We start from the raw sequence: 17,278 nt of genomic DNA on the forward strand, positions 1-17,278 counted from the left end.
CTGAGGAGGCGACGTACATGGGCCGCACCACGATCGGCATCGTGCTCAACGGCGTGACCGGCCGGATGGGCTACCGGCAGCACCTGGTCCGCTCACTTCTCGCCATCCGGGAGCAGGGCGGGCTGGCGCTGCCCGACGGCCGCCGGCTCTGGCCCGAACCGATCCTGGTCGGCCGCAGCGAGGCCAAGCTCCAGGAGATCGCCCAGCGGCACGGGCTCACCGAGTGGACCACCGACCTGCCCGCCGCGCTGGCCCGCCCGGACGTGCAGATCTACTTCGACTCGCAGGTCACCGCCCAGCGGGAGAAGGCACTGAAGCTGGCGATCGAGGCCGGCAAGCACATCTACACCGAGAAGCCGACCGCCGAGGACCTTTCCGGCGCGATCGAGCTGGCCCGGCTCGCAGACACCGCCGGCATCAAGCACGGCGTGGTGCAGGACAAGCTCTTCCTGCCCGGCCTGCGCAAGCTTGACCGGCTGGTCAAGGGCGGCTTCTTCGGCCGCATCCTCTCGGTACGCGGCGAGTTCGGCTACTGGGTCTTCGAGGGTGACTGGCAGGCGGCCCAGCGGCCCTCCTGGAACTACCGGGCCGCCGACGGCGGCGGCATCACGGTCGACATGTTCCCGCACTGGCACTACGTGCTGGAGCAGATCTTCGGCCGGGTCGCGGCGGTGACCGCGCACGTCACCACGCACATCCCCGAACGCTGGGATGAGGCCGGCGAGCGCTACGACGCCACGGCAGACGACGCCGCGTACGGCATCTTCGAGATCGAGCGGCCGGGGCAGTCGGGCCGGATCGTCGCCCAGATCAACTCCTCCTGGTCGGTCCGGGTCTACCGGGACGAGCTGGTGGAGTTCCAGGTCGACGGCACCGAGGGCAGCGCGGTGGCCGGGCTGCGCAACTGCCGGATCCAGCACCGGGCCAGCACGCCCAAGCCGGTGTGGAACCCCGACCTGCCGGCGACCGAGGACTTCCGGTCGCAGTGGCAGGTCGTACCGGACAACGAGGAGTTCGACAACGGCTTCAAGGCGCAGTGGGAGCTGTTCCTGCGGCACGTGGTCGCCGACGAGCCGTACAGCTGGGACCTGTGGGCGGGCGCCCGGGGCGTACAGCTCGCCGAGCTGGGGCTCGCCTCCGCCCGGGACGGCCGGCGCATCGAGATCCCGGACCTCGACGGCGAGCCGGTCCGGTGAGTGCGAGGAGTGAGCCGGGTTTGCGAGCCCCGCAGTCACGAACGGAGGGCGGCACGGGTGAGTGCGAGGAGTGAGCCGGGTTTGCGAGCCCCGCAGTCACGAACGGAGGGCACGATCCGATGACCACCGTCCGGGAGCGGTTCTCGTTCAACCAGGCCACCGCCAAGTACTGGCCGATTCCCGAGCTGGTCGCCGGCTGCCTGTCGACCGGGGTCACCCAGGTCGGGCTGTGGCGGGAGGAGACCCTCGAACACGGCCTGGACAAGACCGCCACGCTGATGCGCGAGTCCGGGCTCGCGGTCACCTCACTCTGTCGGGGTGGTTTCTTCCAGACCCCCGACTGGTACGACGAGAACCGCCGGGCGATCGACGAGGCCGCCACGCTCGGGGCGCCGGTGCTGGTGCTGGTCTCCGGCGGACTACCGGAGGGCAGCCGGGACGTGGACGCGGCCCGCGCGCACGTCGGCGAGGCGATCGGCGAGCTGGTGCCGCACGCCAGCGCCGCCGGGGTACGGCTGGCGATCGAGCCGCTGCACCCGATGTACTGCTCCGACCGCTGCGTCGTGTCCAGCCTCGGGCAGGCGCTGGACCTGGCCGCGCCGCATTCCGCCGAGACGGTCGGGGTGGTGGTGGACACCTACCACATCTGGTGGGACGACCAGGTCTGGGCGCAGATCGCCCGGGCCGGCCGGGAGGAAAGGATCGCTTGCTTCCAGGTCGCCGACTGGGTCACCCCGCTGCCCGAAGGGGTGCTGCTCGGCCGGGCGCTGCCGGGCGACGGCTGCGTGGAGTTGCGCCGGTTCCGGGAGGCGGTGGACGCCGCCGGCTACCGGGGGCCGATCGAGGTGGAGGTCTTCAACGCCGAGGTGTGGGCCCGGCCCGGCCCGGAGATCCTGGACCGTACCCTCTCGGGTTATCTCGCCCACGTGGATTAGTTGGCACCGTCGCCGGAGGGGGAAACTGGTGACATGGACCAGCCCACCTTCGTGTACGACGGCGACTGCGCCTTCTGCACCACCTGCGCCGAGTTCATCGGCCGGCGGATCCCGACCGGGGCCAGGGTGGTGCCCTGGCAGTTCGCCGACCTCGACGCGCTCGGGCTGACCGTAGCCGAGTGCGAGGAGGCGGTCTGGTGGGTCGGCACGGACGGTGTACGCGCGGCCGGGCCGGACGCGATCGCCCGGCTGCTCGGCGCGAGCCGCCCCGGCTGGCGGCTGCTCGGCGCCGGCCTGCGACTGCCTCCGGTACGCCTGCTGGCCTGGCCGGCGTACCGCTGGGTGGCCCGGAACCGACACCGCCTGCCGGGTGGTACGGCCGCCTGCTCGCTGCCGCAGGCGACCCGGGACCGGCTCTACGGCACGGCCGGCGACGGCGCGGCCGGCGGCTCCGTCGGGACCGGTCCGGCGTCCTGACCGCGTCGGCGGGTCAGCCGGCGTAGGCGTTCGACCGGGCGTAGCCGCTCCAGCGGCAGGAAGCTGGTCATCGCCACCAGGTGCGGGGCGAACGAGATCGTGATGGTGGCGACGGTGACCAGGTGGAACGAGTAGAAGAACGCCACCACGGCCTGCCGCCAGCGCGGCGGCACCACGAACACCAACGGGCTGAGCAGCTCGAACGCGATGATGCCGAACTGTGCCGCGATCAGCAGGTACGGCACCTGGGCGATCAGGTCGGCCAGCTCGGTGCCGCGCCGGATGATCGCCCGGGCCAGTACCGAGCCGGTCATCCACTCCAGTCCGCCGAACCGGAGCTTGGCCCAGGCGGCCAGGAAGTAGGTGCAGACCACGGCGATCTGGGTGATCCGCAGCGCCCAGCCGGCCGCCTCGCTCTCGGTGCGGTCGCCGTGCCGGGCCCGTCCCACGGTCGGCAGCACGGCCAGCGCCACCAGGAAGCCGAACCGGTCGTGGTCCACCTTCCCGTAGCTCATCGCGATGACCATCCACTCGAAATAGAGCACGAAGACGGCCCAGCCGAGTGCCCGGGGCGCCCGCCCGGTGGCGGCGGCGAGGGCGAGCAGCAGCAGCGCCCAGAAGATGAGGTTGACCAGCAGCGGGGTCGGGGTGGGCAGCGGCAGCAGCCGGCCGACGAAGAGCGGCTGGTACAGCTCGCCGGGGATGCCGGCCTTGTCGCGGATCCAGGGCGTGAAGACCAGCAGGTCCGCCACGACGAAGAGGTAGACCAGGGTACGGAAGGCGGCGACCCGGCCCAGCGGCACCGGCTCGGTCAGCCAGCCCGACACGGCGGCGCCGATCCGTCTCGACGTGCTCACGAGGCCTGCCACCGGACCACCGTCTCGTCGACCGTGTTGCCGGTCGGCCGGCCGTCCGTGATGCCGTACCAGCGGATCACGATGCGTACCTCGACGATCGGCGGTGCGCCGGGGTGCCGTTGCGCGTACGCGTCGGCGACCTGGCGCAGCAGGGTCGGGTCGGCCTCGTACCGGCCCTGCTGGCCCTCGATCTCGGCCCGGCGGATCCCGGTGCTCTCCTCGCCGAGCCCGACCACCGCGCCGGTGGCGTCGATCCCCTCGACCCGGGTGTCCGGGGCGGGGTCGTCCGGCGGGTTGGAGCCGGCGTACATCCGGAACGGGCCGAACGGGAAGTGGTCGTCCTGGCCCCAGAGAGTGCCGGCGAGCAGCACCGCGCCGGCCAGCAGGGTGAGGCCCACCCGGAGATTCCGGCCCCGCCTCGGCAACGCGTCCATCGGTTCGAGACCTTACGCGGTACCCGCAAGCTCCGGGCACCGTCGGTCCGAGGCCGCCGGGCCGGGACGACTCCGACCGGACACCGATGCGTGGTGTCCGGCCGGAGCGTCGTCGTTACCTGGCCAGTTGGCCGTCAGTGGCTGTGCTCGGCGAGCTGCTTGCGTACGTCGTCCATGTCCAGCGCCTGCACCTGCTCGATCAGCGACTCCAGCGCCGACTCCGGCAGGGCGCCGGGCTGGGCGAAGACGATCACGCCATCTCGGATGGCCATGATCGTGGGGATGGAGCGGATGTCGAACTTCGCGGCGATATCCTGCTGCGCCTCGGTGTCCACCTTGCCGAAGACGATGTCCTGATGCTTGTCCGAAGACCGCTCGTAGACCGGCGCGAACCGCTTACACGGGCCACACCAGTCCGCCCAGAAGTCCACCAGCACGATGCCCGGCTGCTCGGTCACCTCGTCGAAGTTGGCTGTGGTCAGCTCAACGGTCGCCATTGATCTCTCCGATCACCGCAATTTGGCCCTACGACTGGGAAACCCACCCGGCCTCCTTGGAATTCCCCGGCACGACGGGTTGAAACGGTCATCGTGTGGCGGCTCACGTTCTGGCCGGGCATCGATGCGGATCGGTCATTGAGCCGGCCTGGAAGTGAAACACTGGTGACATAGTTTGGTGACTGATAGTTATGGGAGCGTTTCCAAGACTTCCGCTGGCCAGTCCGGGTGTGATCCGGAAACTTCCCGGTTGGCAAGCGGAAACAGGTGACATAACGGATGGCCGGGCGCGTACGCCTGTTCACGTTCAGTAACATTACAAAAAGGTAACTGTGACCCCGATCTCGTGGCGGACTCTTCTGTCGACCGGGTCGGGTCGGGCAGAATCTTTCCCATCAGAGCGTGGGCGGCGGGTGCCGGGGAGGGCCCCGCCGCTCATTGCGTCCGGGGTCGGTTTGTCCGCCCGGGCACACCCTTAAATCAGCGCTGAGGGCCCGGCGTGTCCGGCCGGTCGCGTCGGCGCACGCGATCACGCCCGCCGGGTCGACCAACGGCGACACCAGCACTACCGCTTTTCGGGCGGAACCGGGCTTTCCGCCTACCGGCGGCTTATGCTGAGCCGGGAGGCGCCATGAGTCACACCGGATCTCCAGACTCGCCCGGTGCCACGCACGGTGCCTGGCGGGCCACCACCACCGGCTACCCGCCCGACGACTGGCAGCTACTCGTCCGGCTGCCCGGCCGGGTGATCGTCGCGGCGTCGTCGGCCCGGCCGGACAACCCGGTCCGGGCGGTCACCGAAGGGCTGGCCGGCCTGGACGGCATCGCCGCCGGGCGGTCGTTCGACAGCGAGTTGGTCCGGGCGGTGGTCGCCGCCATCTACGCGGAGTCCGACGACGGGCACTCCGGACCCGTCCGCACCGGACGGGTCGACGGCGGACTCGCCGAGCTGCTCCGGTCCTGTCGAGCCGCGGTCGCGACGCTGGCCCGACACGCCGACCCGGCCGACTCGGCCGCTTACCGGCAGTGGGTGCAGTCGGTCGCGGCCCGGGTCTGCCGAGCGGCCGGTTCGGACGGACGGCCACGCCCGTTCGGCGATCCGGTGGATCCGGACCAGCGCCGGGTGCTGGACCAGCTCGGCGAGGCGCTGGGACTGCGCTCCGCCGGCTGATCGCCGGGTGCGTACCCTCGGCAACCGTGGAAGGTACCGAGGTCGAACTCGAGGTCGGGGTAGGGCCGTGGCCGGGCGAGCCGCCGACCGATCCCCGGTACGACCCGGAACTGCTGCGCCACGGCGACCGGCGCAACGTCGTCGACCGGTACCGCTACTGGCGGCGGGAGGCGATCGTCGCCGACCTGGACCTGCGCCGGCACGACTTCCACGTGGCGATCGAGAACTGGCAGCACGACTTCAACATCGGCACCGTGGTCCGGAACGCCAACGCCTTCCTCGCGGCCGAGGTGCACGTGGTCGGCCGGCGGCGGTGGAACCGGCGGGGCGCCATGGTCACCGACCGCTACCAGCACGTCCGGCACCACGAGACGATCGAGGCCTTCCTGGACTGGTGCCGCGCCGGCGACCTGTCGGTGATCGGCATCGACAACCTGCCCGGGTCGCGACCCCTGGAGAGCGTGGTGTTGCCGCGCCGCTGCGTACTGCTGTTCGGGCAGGAGGGCCCGGGGCTGTCCGAGCCGGCCCGGCTCGCCTGCTCGGCGGTCTTCTCGATCGCCCAGTACGGCTCGACCCGGTCGATCAACGCCGGGGTGGCCAGCGGCATCGCCATGCACGCCTGGATCCGCACGTACGGCGCGGAGCCGCCCGGCGAGACCGGCTGACCTGGGGCAAGGCGTCCCGACCGTACGCAGAACGACCGAAAAGGCCGGTTCGCCTTGACTCGGGGCACAGGTGCGGGGACTGTAGTTGTCGTGGGTGTCGCGGTCAGTTGTCCGCGTTGCGGCGGTCCGGTCAGAGCGCCGGACCTGATGCACACTGCCTGGCGGTGCCCGGACTGCGGCCCGGTCTGCCCGCTGCACGTCGCGGAGCACATCGGGCCGGAGATCGTGGCCAGCACCGTCGAGCGGATCATCGAGCAGCGCGACCCCGCCGACCAGGAGAACGGCAGCCCGGCAACCCGGGCCGGCTCCCCGCTGCCGCTCTGGTGCCCCTGGCCACTTCCGCAGGGCTGGACGATGACCGGGGTCGGCTGGGCCGGTGACGATCGTGGCGGCGTACGCGCGACCGCGGTGGCCTGCACCGGGCCGGACCCGCTCGGCGGCGGACCCGCCGACCTGGTGCTGGTCGCCGAGGAGCCGGGCGTCGGCCTGGGCACCCGACTGGCCGGTACCACCGGGGTCGACCCGGGGCCGCAGCTCGAGGAGGCGCTGACCGATCCCGGCTCGGGATCCGCCGAGCGGATCGGGCACGCCAAGGTCAGGGCCGCCGGGCATCCGACTCCACTATGGTCAGTCAAATCTCCGACAGACCGGAGTGCCTACGCCGGTGAAGCTCGGGGGATCTGGCTCTATGCGATAGCCTGGCCGGCGAGTGCGGGTTACCTCCTCGCGGAAGACGTCGAACTCCACGACCTGGCCGAGTGGACACCGCCCGAGCTCGTGTACGGTGCTCCGTCCCCCTACCTGCACGGGAGGGTCTGATATGGCCGGTCAGGCTGGGGCGGAGGGCGTATGTGGATTATTTCCCGCAGGACACCCGACTGATACTCTGGGTTTTGCCGGGGTTCGCAACCCGGTGCCGCACGGAGGGATGGCCCGCCATGGTTAAAAAGGTCCTCACCTGGGGCGGTATCGCCTTCCTGGTTTTCTTCATCGCCTACCAGCCCTCCTCCGCCGCCGACGTCTTCAAGTCGCTGGGCGGCAGTCTGCTGGACGTTGCCCAGGGCTTCGGCGACTTCTTCACCGACCTCGTCGCTTAATCGCCCATGGGCAATCCGTCGGGTGAACCCCCTGAGCCCGAGGACGACGACGAACGTCGACGGCGCGAGCGGGACACCGAGCCGATCCCCCGGGTCCGACCCGATGACGGGCCGGAGTTCGGCACCGGCCCGGACTACTCCGACGGGCCCTCCTATTCGGACGGGCCCGCCTACTCCGACGACATCGGCTACGGCGAGCGCCGGGCCGGCACCCGGGGCTGGGTCCGGGATCCGGACCAGGGCCCGGAGATCTCCGAGGAGGAGCTCGCCGGGCTCCGGGTCGACGCCTCCGGGATGCCGCTCGGCCCGCGCCGGGTCCTGCCGCTGGAGGACGAGCCGACCTCGCTGGTGGCCCGTTACCTCTTCCCGACGGAGCGCTACCGGGGTGAGTGGAAGCGGCACAAGATCTACCTGGCCACCCCGCTGCTGATCGGGCTGCTCGCCACCTTCGTGCTCGGCTACCTCTCCGGCTTCCTCGCCGGCCAGGAGGTCGGCGCGCTGACCACCGTCGCGGTGCTGATCTGGCTCGGCATCATGGGCTGGGTCGCCTGGAAGGTGGCGGACTGGTATTTCGACCGGTTCATCCTGACCAACAAGCGGGTGATGGTGGTCAACGGGATCATCACCCGGCAGGTCGCGATGATGCCGCTGCTGCGGGTCACCGACATGAAATACGAGCAGTCGCCGCTCGGCCGGGCCCTCAACTACGGCACCTTCGTGCTGGAGTCGGCCGGTCAGGAGCAGGCGCTTCGGGAGATCAAGTATCTTCCCAACCCCAACGAGCTCTACCTGCGTGTGGTCGAGGAGATGTACGAGCCGCAGGCGGTCGAGGCGCGGCTGGGCAAGGAGGCCGAGGAGGCCAAGGCCGAGGACGGCGCCTGACGACCGGCCCGGCGCGGGAGGGTGCGGGTGTGATGCTGGCGACGCCACGGGCGGCACCGGTGTGCAAACGGCGATCCCCTGCCCGAACATCGAGCTGAATCGCACCTTTCCGCCGTAGACCTGCGGGTCCGGCTTGTGGCAGCCTTCTGAATTGGCACCGGCGGGGGGAGGCGGGAGTGGCGCCGAAGCACTCGGTGGACGAGGAGTTCCGCGAATTCGTCGCGGCCCGCTCGGCAGCCCTGCTGCGTACGGCGTACCTGCTGGCCGGGGACTGGGCGACCGCCGAGGACCTGTTGCAGACCGCGTTGACCAAGACGTACCTGGCCTGGAAGCGGCTCGGTGAAATCGAAGCGGTCGAGCCGTACGCCCGACGGGTCCTGATCAACACGGCGACCAGTTGGTGGCGGCGGCGCTGGCACGGCGAGCGCCCCACCGAGGTGCTGCCCGAGCGGCCCGCCCCGGACCAGATCGAGGAGCAGCTCGAACGCGACCGGCTGTGGCGGCACGTCCGCACCCTGCCGGTAAGGCAGCGGGCCGTCCTGGTGCTGCGGTTCTACGAGGATCTCTCCGAGGCGCAGACGGCCGCGCTGCTCGACATCTCGCCCGGCACGGTGAAGAGCCAGACCTCCCGGGCCCTCTCCACGCTCCGTCGCCGGCTCGGCGCCGAGGCCGACAGTCGGGTGCCGCAGGGCGAGCAGGAGCTGGTCCCCGTACCCGCCGGAGAGGCCGACGGCGACGGTGGCCGGTTCGGGTCCGCGCAGCAGGTGTTCGGCCAACGCCCGGCCACCCCGCCGGAGCTGCCCAGACCGCGCCAGGTCGGGGCCCGGCGGCCGGCTGCCCTGGCGGTGCCGGCCCCGCCCGGTCCGGCGGTCGGAGCGGAAGCGTGACGACCATGCTGGAAGATTCGCTGCGCGACATGTTCGCCGCCCAGGTCGACACACCGCCGGTGGCCGACGATCCGGCCGGCACCGTGATCCGGCGGGGCCGGGTCGCCCGCCGGCGCCGGGCCGTCGGCTCGCTGGTGGCGGTGGCCGCCGCGCTGGTGCTGGTCACCGCCGGCGCCGCCTCTCTCGGCGGCGGGTGGCCGCCCGACCGGCCGACGGCCGGGCCCGCCGCCGGCTTCGACGTGGACTCGCTGGCCGAGGTCACGGTCGGGCCGGTGCCGCCGCCGGTCCCCGGCCGGGACACCGGGGTGGGACTCGACATCCGCAGTGGCGACCAGCTCTGGACCACCGACGGCCGGCGGCTGAGCCTGGCGGGTGTCGGCGAGGTGACCCGGGTCTACCGGGTGCCGGGCGGCTGGGTCTACTCCGGGGCCAAGCAGGTCCGGTTCCTCCGGCCCGACGGCAGCTCGGTGGCGCTCAGCGGCGAGGACGACCGGTGGGCGCTGAGCACCGACGGCGACCGGTTGGCCTTCCAGCTCGACACGACGCTGTACATCGCCCGGGTCGGCGCGACCGGACTGGCCCTGATGGACCACGTCGAGGTGCCCGCCGGCACCTGGCCGGTGGCGGTCACCGCCGACCGGGTGGTGGTCTCCGACGGATCCCGTGGCTACGGCTTCGTCGACCTGGCCCGCCCGGGCCGGCAGCCGACCCGCAACCCCGACGTGACGGCGATCTACGGGGTACGCGGCGACGGCCTCGTCGGGCTGGTCCGGGAGGAGAGCGGCACCCGGCGCTGCCTGGCCAGCCTTGCCCCGAGCAGCGGAAAACTGCAACCGGTGCGCAAGGGCGGTTGCGGGCTCGGCTTGCGTGCCGAGGCCTCCGACGGCGGGCTCGCCCCGGACGGCCACTGGCTCGCCGAGCGGCGCGGCACCGAGGTCGTGCTGATCGAGGTCGACCGGGCGCTGGGCGGCGGGAACGGGGTGGTCTCCTGCCCGGCCGCCGGTGCGGTGTCCCCGGTCTGGGCCGACGACCGGACGGTGGTGACCGGGGACGACGAGCAGGTCGTACGCTGCCGCACCGACGGCACCGAGGAGATCGTGCCGCTGCCCGACGGCGTCTCGGCGGACTGGCAGCTCGTGCCGAGGCTGACCGCACCGGCCGACGGGCGGTGACCTCCCACCGCTACCCGAGAGCTGCCGCAGCATCGACGGCTGCCGGTAACCTCGGCCCGGTGACGTCCCGTCAGCCCGAGGCACCCGAGCGCGGTAGCCGGCTCCGGATCGACCTGCATGCCCACTCGACCGCCAGCGACGGCACCCTCACCCCGGAGGAACTCGTCCGGGCCGCCTGGGCGGCCGGACTCGACGTACTGGCGATCACCGACCACGACACCACCGGAGGCTGGGAGCGGGCCGCCGCCGCGCGGCCGCCGGGACTCACCCTGGTCCGGGGTGCCGAACTCTCCTGCCGCTGGTACGGCACCGAGCCGTCGATCCCGCTGCACCTGCTTGGCTATCTCTTCGATCCCGAATCGCCGGAGCTGGTCGCCGAGCTGACCCGGGTACGCGCCGCCCGGGAGGTACGCGGCGAACGCATCGTCAAGCTGCTCCGGGCCGACGGGATCGACGTCGACTGGGCGGAAATCCGGGCCGCTGCCGGCGGCGGCTCGGTGGGCCGGCCGCACATCGCGCAGGCGCTGATCCGGGCCGGGCTGGTGGGAACGACCGCCGAGGCATTCACCCCGAACTGGCTCGGCGAGCGCTACCGGCTGCCCAAGGACGACATCGACGTGTTCCGGGCGGTCCGGCTGGTCCGGCAGGCCGGCGGGGTGCCGGTGATGGCCCATCCGAAGGCGACCAGGCGGGGGCGGACCGTGCCCGACTCGTTGATCGTCGAGTTGGCCGCGGCCGGGCTTGCCGGGCTGGAGGCGGAGCACGAGGACCACTCCCCGGCCGAACGGGACGCCGTACGGGTCCTCGCCGCCGAGCTGGGACTGCTGGTCACCGGCTCGTCCGACTTCCACGGTGCGCACAAGACGGTGCGGCTCGGCGCGTACACCACCGAGGTCGAGGCGTACGAGCGGATCCTCGCGGCGGGCAGCGGAGTCGGCGTACTGGCCGACCCGGGCTGACCTCGGCGGACGCCGTCGGGCGCCCGGTTAACGTGATCACGTGAACATGAAGCTGCTCGGCGAGGTCCTGCTGACCCTGCTGGTGATCACCGACCCACCGGGCATGGTGCCGATCTTCCTCGCCCTGACCGGCCAGATGCCGGCCCGGGACCGGGTACGCGCCGCCTGGCAGGCGGTGACGCTCGCCCTCGGGGTGATCGTCGTGTTCGCGGTCGCCGGGCAGACCCTGCTGGACTACCTGCACATCGACCTGCCGGCGTTGCAGGGCGCAGGTGGCCTGCTGCTGGTGCTGGTCGCGCTGGAACTGCTCACCGGCAAGGCCGACGACCCCGGACAGCAGAACACCTCGAACATCGCCCTGGTGCCCCTCGGTACGCCCCTGCTGGCCGGTCCCGGTGCGATCGTCGCCACCATGCTCTTCGTGCAGCGGGCTGACGGTACGGCGGACTACCTGGCGATCGCGGTCGGCATCGTCGCGGTGATGGCCGCGGTCTGGCTGATCCTGCGCTTCTCCGGGATCGTGGTCAGGGTGCTCCGGCCGGCCGGGATCGAGGTGCTGACCCGGATCGCCGGGCTGCTGCTCGCCGCGATCGCGGTGCAGTTGATCGCCGACTCGATCGCCGCCTTCGTCACCGCGCACCTCGCCGGCTCCTGACCGCCGGCTCCTGACCGCCGGCTCCTGACCGCCGGCTCCTGACCGCGGTTTCCGGTGCCCCTCGCGGTCGGGGATCTCCCGGCGACGGGTGACCGCGCCGTCTGCTGCCGATCCGGCCGACCCGACCGCTCTCGCCGTCCGGCGGGTGGGGGTGGCGGATCGACGGGGGTGTCGGACCGGCATGGCAGGATCGGTGCGTGCGAAGGCCATCGTCCGCCGGCAACCGGACTCCTCGACCGCGTGGCGCCCAGCCCGAGCAGTTGGGGTTCGAGGGGATGCCCGAGCGCCTCTTCGTCTGCACGCCGAGCAAGCTCGGCGCGTACACGGACTGCCCACGCCGCTACCGCTACTCCTACGTCGACCGGCCCGCGCCGCCCAAGGGGCCGCCCTGGGCACACAACTCGCTCGGCGCGAGCGTGCACACCGCACTTCGCAACTGGTATGCGTCGCCGCCCGACCGGCGCCGTCCGGAGGCGCTGCCGACCCTGCTCAAGGGCACCTGGGTCCGGGAGGGCTACCGCGACGAGGAACAGGAGAGGGCGGTGTTCCGCCGGGCTCTGGAGTGGCTGGAGTCCTACGTGGAGACGCTCGACCCCGGTGACGAGCCGCTGGGGGTGGAGCGGGTGGTGGCGGTCAAGACCGCCGTGTTGGCGTTCAACGGTCGCGCTGACCGGATCGACTCGCGGCCCGGCCCGGACGGCCCGGAGTTGGTGATCGTCGACTACAAGACCGGGCGGAGCGGGTTGGACTCCGACGACGCCCGCGGCTCCCAGGCGCTCGCGCTCTACGCCTACGCCGCCGAGCGGGTCTTCCGGAAGCCCTGCCGGCGGGTGGAGCTGCACCACCTGCCGACCCGGACGGTGGCCGGGCACGACCACACCGAGGAGTCGCTCGCCCGGCAACTCGCCCGGGCCGAGGACACCGCGCGGGACATCGTCGCCGCCGAGCGGGCGGTCGCCGACGGCACCGACCCGGACGAAGCATTTCCGGTCGCGCCCGGCATCCGGTGTGGCTGGTGCGACTACCGCCGCAGTTGCCCGGCCGGCGCGGCCGCCCCGGATCGCGAGCCCTGGTCAGCGGTGGAACGGGCACTCACACCCGCCGACCCGGGCGACGGCGGGCCCGCCGGGACGGCGTGACACGGCAGCCGGCATCGTGCACGACACCCGGCACCCCGACCCGGCAGCCCGGCATTCGGGGCGGACAAGCCGGGCGTGGGCGTCCGAGCGGTCGAGGGCGGGAGTCAGCCGAGCAGTCGAGGACGGGGGTCAGTCGTCGGTGGCTCGGCGCAACTGGCAGCTCGGGCAGAGACCCCAGTAGGTGACCTCGGCCTCGTCGACCTCGAAGCCGTACGCGGTCACCGGGTCGAGGCAGGGTGCGGAGCCGACCGCGCAGTCCACGTCGGCGATCTCGCCGCAGCCCCGGCAGACGACGTGGTGGTGGTTGTCGCCGACCCGCGCCTCGTAGCGGGCGGGCGATCCGGCCGGCTCGATCCGCCGGGAGAGCCCGGCCCGGGAGAGCGCGCCGAGCACGTCGTAGATCGCCTGGGTGGAGACCGAGTCGAGGCGTTCCCGGACCCGCTGAGTGATCTCTTCCACCTCCAGGTGCCCGCCACCGGCCAGCACATCGAGGACGGCGAGGCGCGGCCGGGTGACCCGAAGGCCCCTCGACCGGAGCAGTTCCTCGCCAGTCATCCCACTATCACAGCACGTCGATGGGGCCCCAACAAGGCGGATGCGGGCCGATCGTGGCCACCACCACACGGGTACCGGCAGGTCGCACCGGAGGTGGAACCTGAGTGAACCGGGACGGCTCGATGCTCGTGTACCGGTATAGGTCGCGGATGACGTGATCGAATTTTCGTACCGTCAGGGGCTCCCCGCCGGGAGCGTTAGCAAGGAGGCGTCGGTGTTCAGGGAAGTCATGGGTCTCCCCGCCCACGCGCTGCTGGTGCACGCGGCCGTCGTCTTCGTGCCACTGCTCGCGTTGGTCTCCACCGGGTACGCCGTGCTGGCCCGGTCCCGGTTCCGCAGCCGGCTCGACTGGGCGGCCGGAGTACTGGCGGTGGTCGCGCCGGTCGCCGCCTTCTTCGCGGTGCAGTCCGGCGAGGAGTTCCAGGAGGTGCTGATCGCCAAGAACTACGGCCCGGAGATCCTCCAGAAGGTGGAGGAGCATCAGGGGTACGGCGAACTGACGTTGTGGTGGAGTCTCGCCCTCGGTGTGGTGACGCTCGTGCTGCTCGTCGTGACCAGCCCGCGGGCAGCCCGGGCCCGGTCCGTGCCCGGTTGGCTCGGTTTGCTGCTCGGCGCGGTCGTGGTGGTACTCGCCGCGTTGAACGTCTGGTACGTCTATCTCACCGGCGACACCGGCGCCGAGGCGGTCTGGCAGGGCGTCATCTAACCCGCCGAGCGACAACCGCCGGCCGGCGCCCACCCGAGCGTCCGGTCAGAACAGGGCCCGGGAGCAGAGCAGGCACATCAACACCAGCACCACCGCACCGCCCACCAGGCCGACGCCGTAGGTCAGCGTCCGGGCGCCCCCCTCCTCGGCGTCCAGGGCGGCGTGGTCCTGGGCCGGCAGTGGCCGTGGCGGCGCCGGCTGTACGTGCAGCGGCGGACGCCAACCCGGCGGTGGGGTGGTACTCGGCGGCGGGCCGGGGTAGTGGATCCCGGGTCGTACCGGTGGCGGCGTCGCGGACTCTGCCGTGGACCCCGGGCTGTCGGCGGGCGGTCCGGTGGGTCGACGCCAGAAGGCGTCATCGGCGGAGTTCCCGCTCTGCGTCGTCACGCTGTCCGACGCTACCAACCCGAGCCGTTTCCGGCCCCTCGCCCGCTGTCACCGGCGGACTGTCGACCGGCGGCCCCGGGTACGCTAGCCGGGTGTCGGGGACGGAGCAGCAGCGCACCACCGGTGCCGGGCGGGATGACGACCGGCCGGTCAAGCTGACCGGTGACCACCGGGTGCTGCCGGAGCAGTCTGTGGACGATACCGATCGGGGCTGGGGCGAGCGGCCGGACTCCAACGACGAACGGCTGTTGGCCGAGCGCCCGCCGCACTGGGACTGATTCGTCCGCGCCGCCGCGCTGTGACTGAACCGTCCGCGCCGTACCGGCGACCGGCCACCGGCGTTGTGCCGGCGGCCGATCATCTGCCTCGTACCGGCGGGCGATGATCGGCGTCCTGTTGGCTGATCATCCGCATCGGCTCGGTGGCTGACCACGTGCGCCGTGCCGTCCGGCGGCCGCCGGCCGGCGGTTGTGCCGGTGGCTACGAACGAACGATGATTGCGAAGCGGGTGGATTCCGGCATCCCGACCGCGCGGTGGGCCTGATCCGGGCGGAGCGCCAGGTAGATGGCGCTGACGGCGCCATCGGTCTGACCGGGACCCAGCACGTCGAGGACCAGTACCCGGGTTGCCAGGACGATCGGCTTCGGTGCCCGGCCCGCCTGGTCGCCGCCGGGTGCCGCGAGGAGATCCACCCGGGCTCCCGGCCGGGCCACCGTCAGCGCGGCCGGCTCGGCGAGCCGGATCGGCACCCCCACGGTCCCCGCCGGCACCGGCACCCCCGAGTTGCCCGGGGCTGCCGAGCCACCGGGTCCGGCCGGCGACCCGTTGGGCCGACCCGCCGGCCCGCTCCCCACCGCCGGACTCGTGCCGGCCGGACCGGTGGAGCCCGTGCCGCCGACCGGTCCGTCGGACCCGGCGGGGTCGGCGTTGCTCCCACTGACACCGGCCGACGGCGTGGGGCAGGACGACGTCGGCTCGCGCAGGTAGAGCGCGCCGAGCGCGAGCGCCAACAGGGCGGCGACCAGCATCCAGCGGATTATCGAGCCGGCACCGGGGCGTGCCCAGCGGGTCGGGCTCAGCGTGCCATCGCGACGGTTGGGCGTCCGGTCGAGCGCCACGGCGAACCTCCCTCGGCCCGGCGGCGCCAGTGGGGTCGGCGTCGTCCGGTGCGCAGCAGGCTAGGCGAGGGCACCCGGGGGAGGCAGTCGACGATTCACACCCTGTGGATAACTCGGGGGGCTGTGGATAACTCGACTGACCCCGGTCAGGCGCATCCGCCCGGGCCGGCCCCGCCGGAAGGGGGAGTGGCAGGGCGAGGCAACTGCCGACCGCCGTGTCGACGGCGGACGGGACACCGCGCCCGCCAGGTGCCGGACGGCTTCCTGCCCGGCGCGTCGTTCCTGCAGAAGGACGGCACGTTGCCGGTCGTCTCCCAGACCTGGTGGATCCGCTGGTCGGAGGTCGTCAGGTCGTGCTGGTCGAGGAGGAGGACGTCGCCTTCGGCTTGCTGCCGGACCCGCTCGACGCGCCGTTGGACGAGCCGGATCCGCCGCCGCTGGTGGAGTCGGACGCGCCGCCACTGGTCGAGCTCGAGTCGCTGCCGGAGCCGGTCTTCGTGGAGTCGCTCTTCGACGAGTCGGACTTCGCCGTCGTGGAGCTGCCGGCACCCTCCGAGCCGTTGCTCCGGGAGTCGGTCCGATAGAAGCCGGAGCCCTTGAAGACGATGCCGACGGAGTTGAAGAGCTTGCGCAGGCGACCTTCGCACGCCGGGCACTCGGTCAACGGCTCATCGGTGAAGGACTGCACCGCCTCGAGCTGGTGGCCGCACTCGGTGCAGGCGTACTGGTAGGTGGGCACGTTCCCCTCCGGATCTTGCAAGTCTGTTGGCACTCGACGTATCCGAGTGCCAATGGTGCGGCATCGTACCCGTTTTCGTCCAGCCAAAGTGTCCGGGCCGACGCCGGGGACCCCTGACCCGCGACCGTCAGCCGGACCCCACCGGCCGGAGTCCACCGGAAGGGGTGATCACGGCCTGTACCGGACAATCATGATCCATCGCCGGCACCGAGTCGATCAATTCGCCGTCGTGCAACAGCGCCACGGTGAGGGCTCCGGGAGCGGCCCGGGCCAGGGCCCGGTCGTACGAGCCGCCGCCGCGACCGAGCCGGACGCCTCGCTGGTCGACCGCCACCGCCGGTACGACGACCAGCTCCGCCGACCCGATCGCGCCCCGACCGAGCCGGTCGGTGGCGGGCTCCCGCAGCCCTCGGCCGACCGCGACCAGGCAGCCCGGTCCGGCGTACGGCGCCCAGTCCAGGTCGAGGTCGGGGCGGAGTACCGGCAGCAGGAGCTGTGCACCCGGTCCCAGCGCGCCGGCCAGCTCGTCCGGCAACTCCGCTCCGCCCGGCTCGCTGCCGACCGGCACGTAGCCGGTGACCAGGCGTGGTCGTACCCGCTGGACCAGGGTGCGGAGTTCGGCCCGGACACGCTCGGCCGCGGCCAGTCGGGCCGGAGCCGACAGCGCCCGGCGCCGGGCCAGCATGGTGGCCCGGAGCGCGGTCTTGCGCGGGCCGACACCTTCATCCGAAAAATCCGGCACGTAACAC

At 72.2% G+C, this 17,278-nt stretch carries 23 protein-coding genes and 1 pseudogene; 16 read left to right on the forward strand and 8 right to left on the reverse strand.

Annotated elements, in window-relative coordinates; all coding sequences use genetic code 11:
• Nucleotides 1-17 precede the first annotated feature (17 nt).
• From R6Y94_RS33775 to R6Y94_RS33785, 3 genes are all read left to right on the forward strand, one after another.
• Complete coding sequence (locus R6Y94_RS33775) at nt 18-1,196, forward strand: Gfo/Idh/MocA family oxidoreductase (RefSeq protein ID WP_318400264.1); 1,179 nt, start codon at nt 18-20, stop codon at nt 1,194-1,196.
• 119 nt (nt 1,197-1,315) lie between these two features.
• A complete protein-coding gene (locus R6Y94_RS33780) occupies nt 1,316-2,131 on the forward strand; it encodes a sugar phosphate isomerase/epimerase family protein (protein ID WP_318400266.1) in 816 nt (271 codons plus the stop codon).
• Between the two features lie 33 nt (nt 2,132-2,164).
• A complete protein-coding gene (locus R6Y94_RS33785) occupies nt 2,165-2,608 on the forward strand; it encodes a DUF393 domain-containing protein (RefSeq protein WP_318400268.1) in 444 nt (147 codons plus the stop codon).
• Here R6Y94_RS33785 and R6Y94_RS33790 read toward each other — a convergent pair.
• The 3 genes from R6Y94_RS33790 to trxA form a co-directional block, all read right to left on the reverse strand.
• Complete coding sequence (locus R6Y94_RS33790) at nt 2,548-3,465, reverse strand: MFS transporter permease (RefSeq protein WP_318400269.1); 918 nt, start codon at nt 3,463-3,465, stop codon at nt 2,548-2,550. The two genes, R6Y94_RS33785 and R6Y94_RS33790, sit on opposite strands and share 61 nt — an antisense overlap.
• Complete coding sequence (locus tag R6Y94_RS33795; protein ID WP_318400271.1) at nt 3,462-3,899, reverse strand: hypothetical protein; 438 nt, start codon at nt 3,897-3,899, stop codon at nt 3,462-3,464. Before R6Y94_RS33795 ends, R6Y94_RS33790 begins: the two co-directional genes overlap by 4 nt.
• Nucleotides 3,900-4,033: 134 nt before the next feature.
• Nucleotides 4,034-4,396, reverse strand: a complete 363-nt coding sequence (trxA, locus tag R6Y94_RS33800) for a thioredoxin (RefSeq protein ID WP_318400272.1) — start codon at nt 4,394-4,396, stop codon at nt 4,034-4,036.
• A gap of 631 nt (nt 4,397-5,027) precedes the next feature.
• On the opposite strand from trxA, the gene R6Y94_RS33805 reads away from it, so the two are divergent.
• The 10 genes from R6Y94_RS33805 to R6Y94_RS33850 all read left to right on the forward strand — a co-directional run bounded on the left by R6Y94_RS33805 (nt 5,028) and on the right by R6Y94_RS33850 (nt 13,023).
• Complete coding sequence (locus tag R6Y94_RS33805) at nt 5,028-5,567, forward strand: hypothetical protein (RefSeq protein WP_318400274.1); 540 nt, start codon at nt 5,028-5,030, stop codon at nt 5,565-5,567.
• 26 nt (nt 5,568-5,593) lie between these two features.
• Nucleotides 5,594-6,232, forward strand: a complete 639-nt coding sequence (locus R6Y94_RS33810) for an RNA methyltransferase (RefSeq protein ID WP_318400276.1) — start codon at nt 5,594-5,596, stop codon at nt 6,230-6,232.
• A 147-nt stretch (nt 6,233-6,379) separates the two neighbouring features.
• On the forward strand, nt 6,380-7,051 hold the full coding sequence (locus tag R6Y94_RS33815) for a DUF6758 family protein (RefSeq protein WP_412102939.1): 672 nt from the start codon (nt 6,380-6,382) through the stop codon (nt 7,049-7,051).
• A 119-nt stretch (nt 7,052-7,170) separates the two neighbouring features.
• On the forward strand, nt 7,171-7,329 hold the full coding sequence (locus R6Y94_RS33820; RefSeq protein WP_165436875.1) for a hypothetical protein: 159 nt from the start codon (nt 7,171-7,173) through the stop codon (nt 7,327-7,329).
• 6 nt (nt 7,330-7,335) lie between these two features.
• Nucleotides 7,336-8,211, forward strand: a complete 876-nt coding sequence (locus R6Y94_RS33825; RefSeq protein ID WP_318400279.1) for a PH domain-containing protein — start codon at nt 7,336-7,338, stop codon at nt 8,209-8,211.
• 176 nt (nt 8,212-8,387) lie between these two features.
• On the forward strand, nt 8,388-9,098 hold the full coding sequence (locus R6Y94_RS33830; protein ID WP_318400281.1) for a SigE family RNA polymerase sigma factor: 711 nt from the start codon (nt 8,388-8,390) through the stop codon (nt 9,096-9,098).
• Nucleotides 9,095-10,270: a hypothetical protein gene (locus R6Y94_RS33835; protein ID WP_318400284.1), complete on the forward strand. Its 1,176-nt coding sequence runs from the start codon at nt 9,095-9,097 to the stop codon at nt 10,268-10,270. The genes R6Y94_RS33830 and R6Y94_RS33835 overlap by 4 nt, the downstream gene beginning before the upstream one ends.
• 59 nt (nt 10,271-10,329) lie before the next feature.
• Nucleotides 10,330-11,229 carry a PHP domain-containing protein gene (locus tag R6Y94_RS33840; RefSeq protein ID WP_318400286.1) on the forward strand — a complete coding sequence of 300 codons (900 nt, stop codon included), beginning with the start codon at nt 10,330-10,332 and terminating at the stop codon, nt 11,227-11,229.
• A 40-nt stretch (nt 11,230-11,269) separates the two neighbouring features.
• Complete coding sequence (locus tag R6Y94_RS33845) at nt 11,270-11,884, forward strand: MarC family protein (RefSeq protein ID WP_318400288.1); 615 nt, start codon at nt 11,270-11,272, stop codon at nt 11,882-11,884.
• A 197-nt stretch (nt 11,885-12,081) separates the two neighbouring features.
• Nucleotides 12,082-13,023, forward strand: coding sequence for a RecB family exonuclease (locus R6Y94_RS33850; RefSeq protein ID WP_412102940.1), 942 nt, complete (start codon nt 12,082-12,084; stop codon nt 13,021-13,023).
• Between the two features lie 129 nt (nt 13,024-13,152).
• Here R6Y94_RS33850 and R6Y94_RS33855 read toward each other — a convergent pair whose 3' ends face one another.
• Nucleotides 13,153-13,578 carry a Fur family transcriptional regulator gene (locus R6Y94_RS33855; protein WP_318400290.1) on the reverse strand — a complete coding sequence of 142 codons (426 nt, stop codon included), beginning with the start codon at nt 13,576-13,578 and terminating at the stop codon, nt 13,153-13,155.
• Nucleotides 13,579-13,792: 214 nt separating this feature from the next.
• On the opposite strand from R6Y94_RS33855, the gene R6Y94_RS33860 reads away from it, so the two are divergent.
• Nucleotides 13,793-14,284 (forward strand): DUF2231 domain-containing protein, encoded by a 492-nt coding sequence (locus R6Y94_RS33860; protein ID WP_318400291.1) that lies wholly within the window; start codon nt 13,793-13,795, stop codon nt 14,282-14,284.
• Between the two features lie 45 nt (nt 14,285-14,329).
• Here the strand turns inward: R6Y94_RS33860 and R6Y94_RS33865 are convergent, their stop codons facing one another.
• The gene (locus R6Y94_RS33865) at nt 14,330-14,671 is read right to left on the reverse strand and encodes a hypothetical protein (protein WP_318400293.1); all 342 of its coding nucleotides are present in this window, start codon (nt 14,669-14,671) and stop codon (nt 14,330-14,332) included.
• A gap of 92 nt (nt 14,672-14,763) precedes the next feature.
• On the opposite strand from R6Y94_RS33865, the gene R6Y94_RS33870 reads away from it, so the two are divergent.
• Nucleotides 14,764-14,949, forward strand: a complete 186-nt coding sequence (locus tag R6Y94_RS33870; RefSeq protein ID WP_318400295.1) for a hypothetical protein — start codon at nt 14,764-14,766, stop codon at nt 14,947-14,949.
• Nucleotides 14,950-15,151: 202 nt separating this feature from the next.
• On the opposite strand, the gene R6Y94_RS33875 is transcribed toward R6Y94_RS33870, so the two are convergent.
• Entirely contained in the window at nt 15,152-15,790 is a 639-nt protein-coding gene (locus R6Y94_RS33875; protein ID WP_318400296.1) for a flagellar biosynthesis protein FlgA, read from the reverse strand.
• Nucleotides 15,791-16,113: 323 nt separating this feature from the next.
• On the opposite strand from R6Y94_RS33875, the gene R6Y94_RS33880 reads away from it, so the two are divergent.
• Nucleotides 16,114-16,374, forward strand: a complete 261-nt coding sequence (locus tag R6Y94_RS33880; RefSeq protein ID WP_318400355.1) for a hypothetical protein — start codon at nt 16,114-16,116, stop codon at nt 16,372-16,374.
• A gap of 62 nt (nt 16,375-16,436) precedes the next feature.
• Here the strand turns inward: R6Y94_RS33880 and R6Y94_RS33885 are convergent.
• Nucleotides 16,437-16,685 (reverse strand): annotated as a pseudogene (locus R6Y94_RS33885) (FmdB family zinc ribbon protein); the annotation flags it as partial.
• Nucleotides 16,657-17,271: a 5-formyltetrahydrofolate cyclo-ligase gene (locus R6Y94_RS33890; protein ID WP_412102941.1), complete on the reverse strand. Its 615-nt coding sequence runs from the start codon at nt 17,269-17,271 to the stop codon at nt 16,657-16,659. The pseudogene R6Y94_RS33885 and the gene R6Y94_RS33890, both read right to left, overlap by 29 nt.
• Between the last annotated feature and the right edge of the window lie 7 nt (nt 17,272-17,278).

This window comes from Plantactinospora sp. KLBMP9567 (assembly GCF_033446045.1).
In the GTDB taxonomy this organism is placed as follows: Bacteria; Actinomycetota; Actinomycetes; order Mycobacteriales; family Micromonosporaceae; genus Plantactinospora.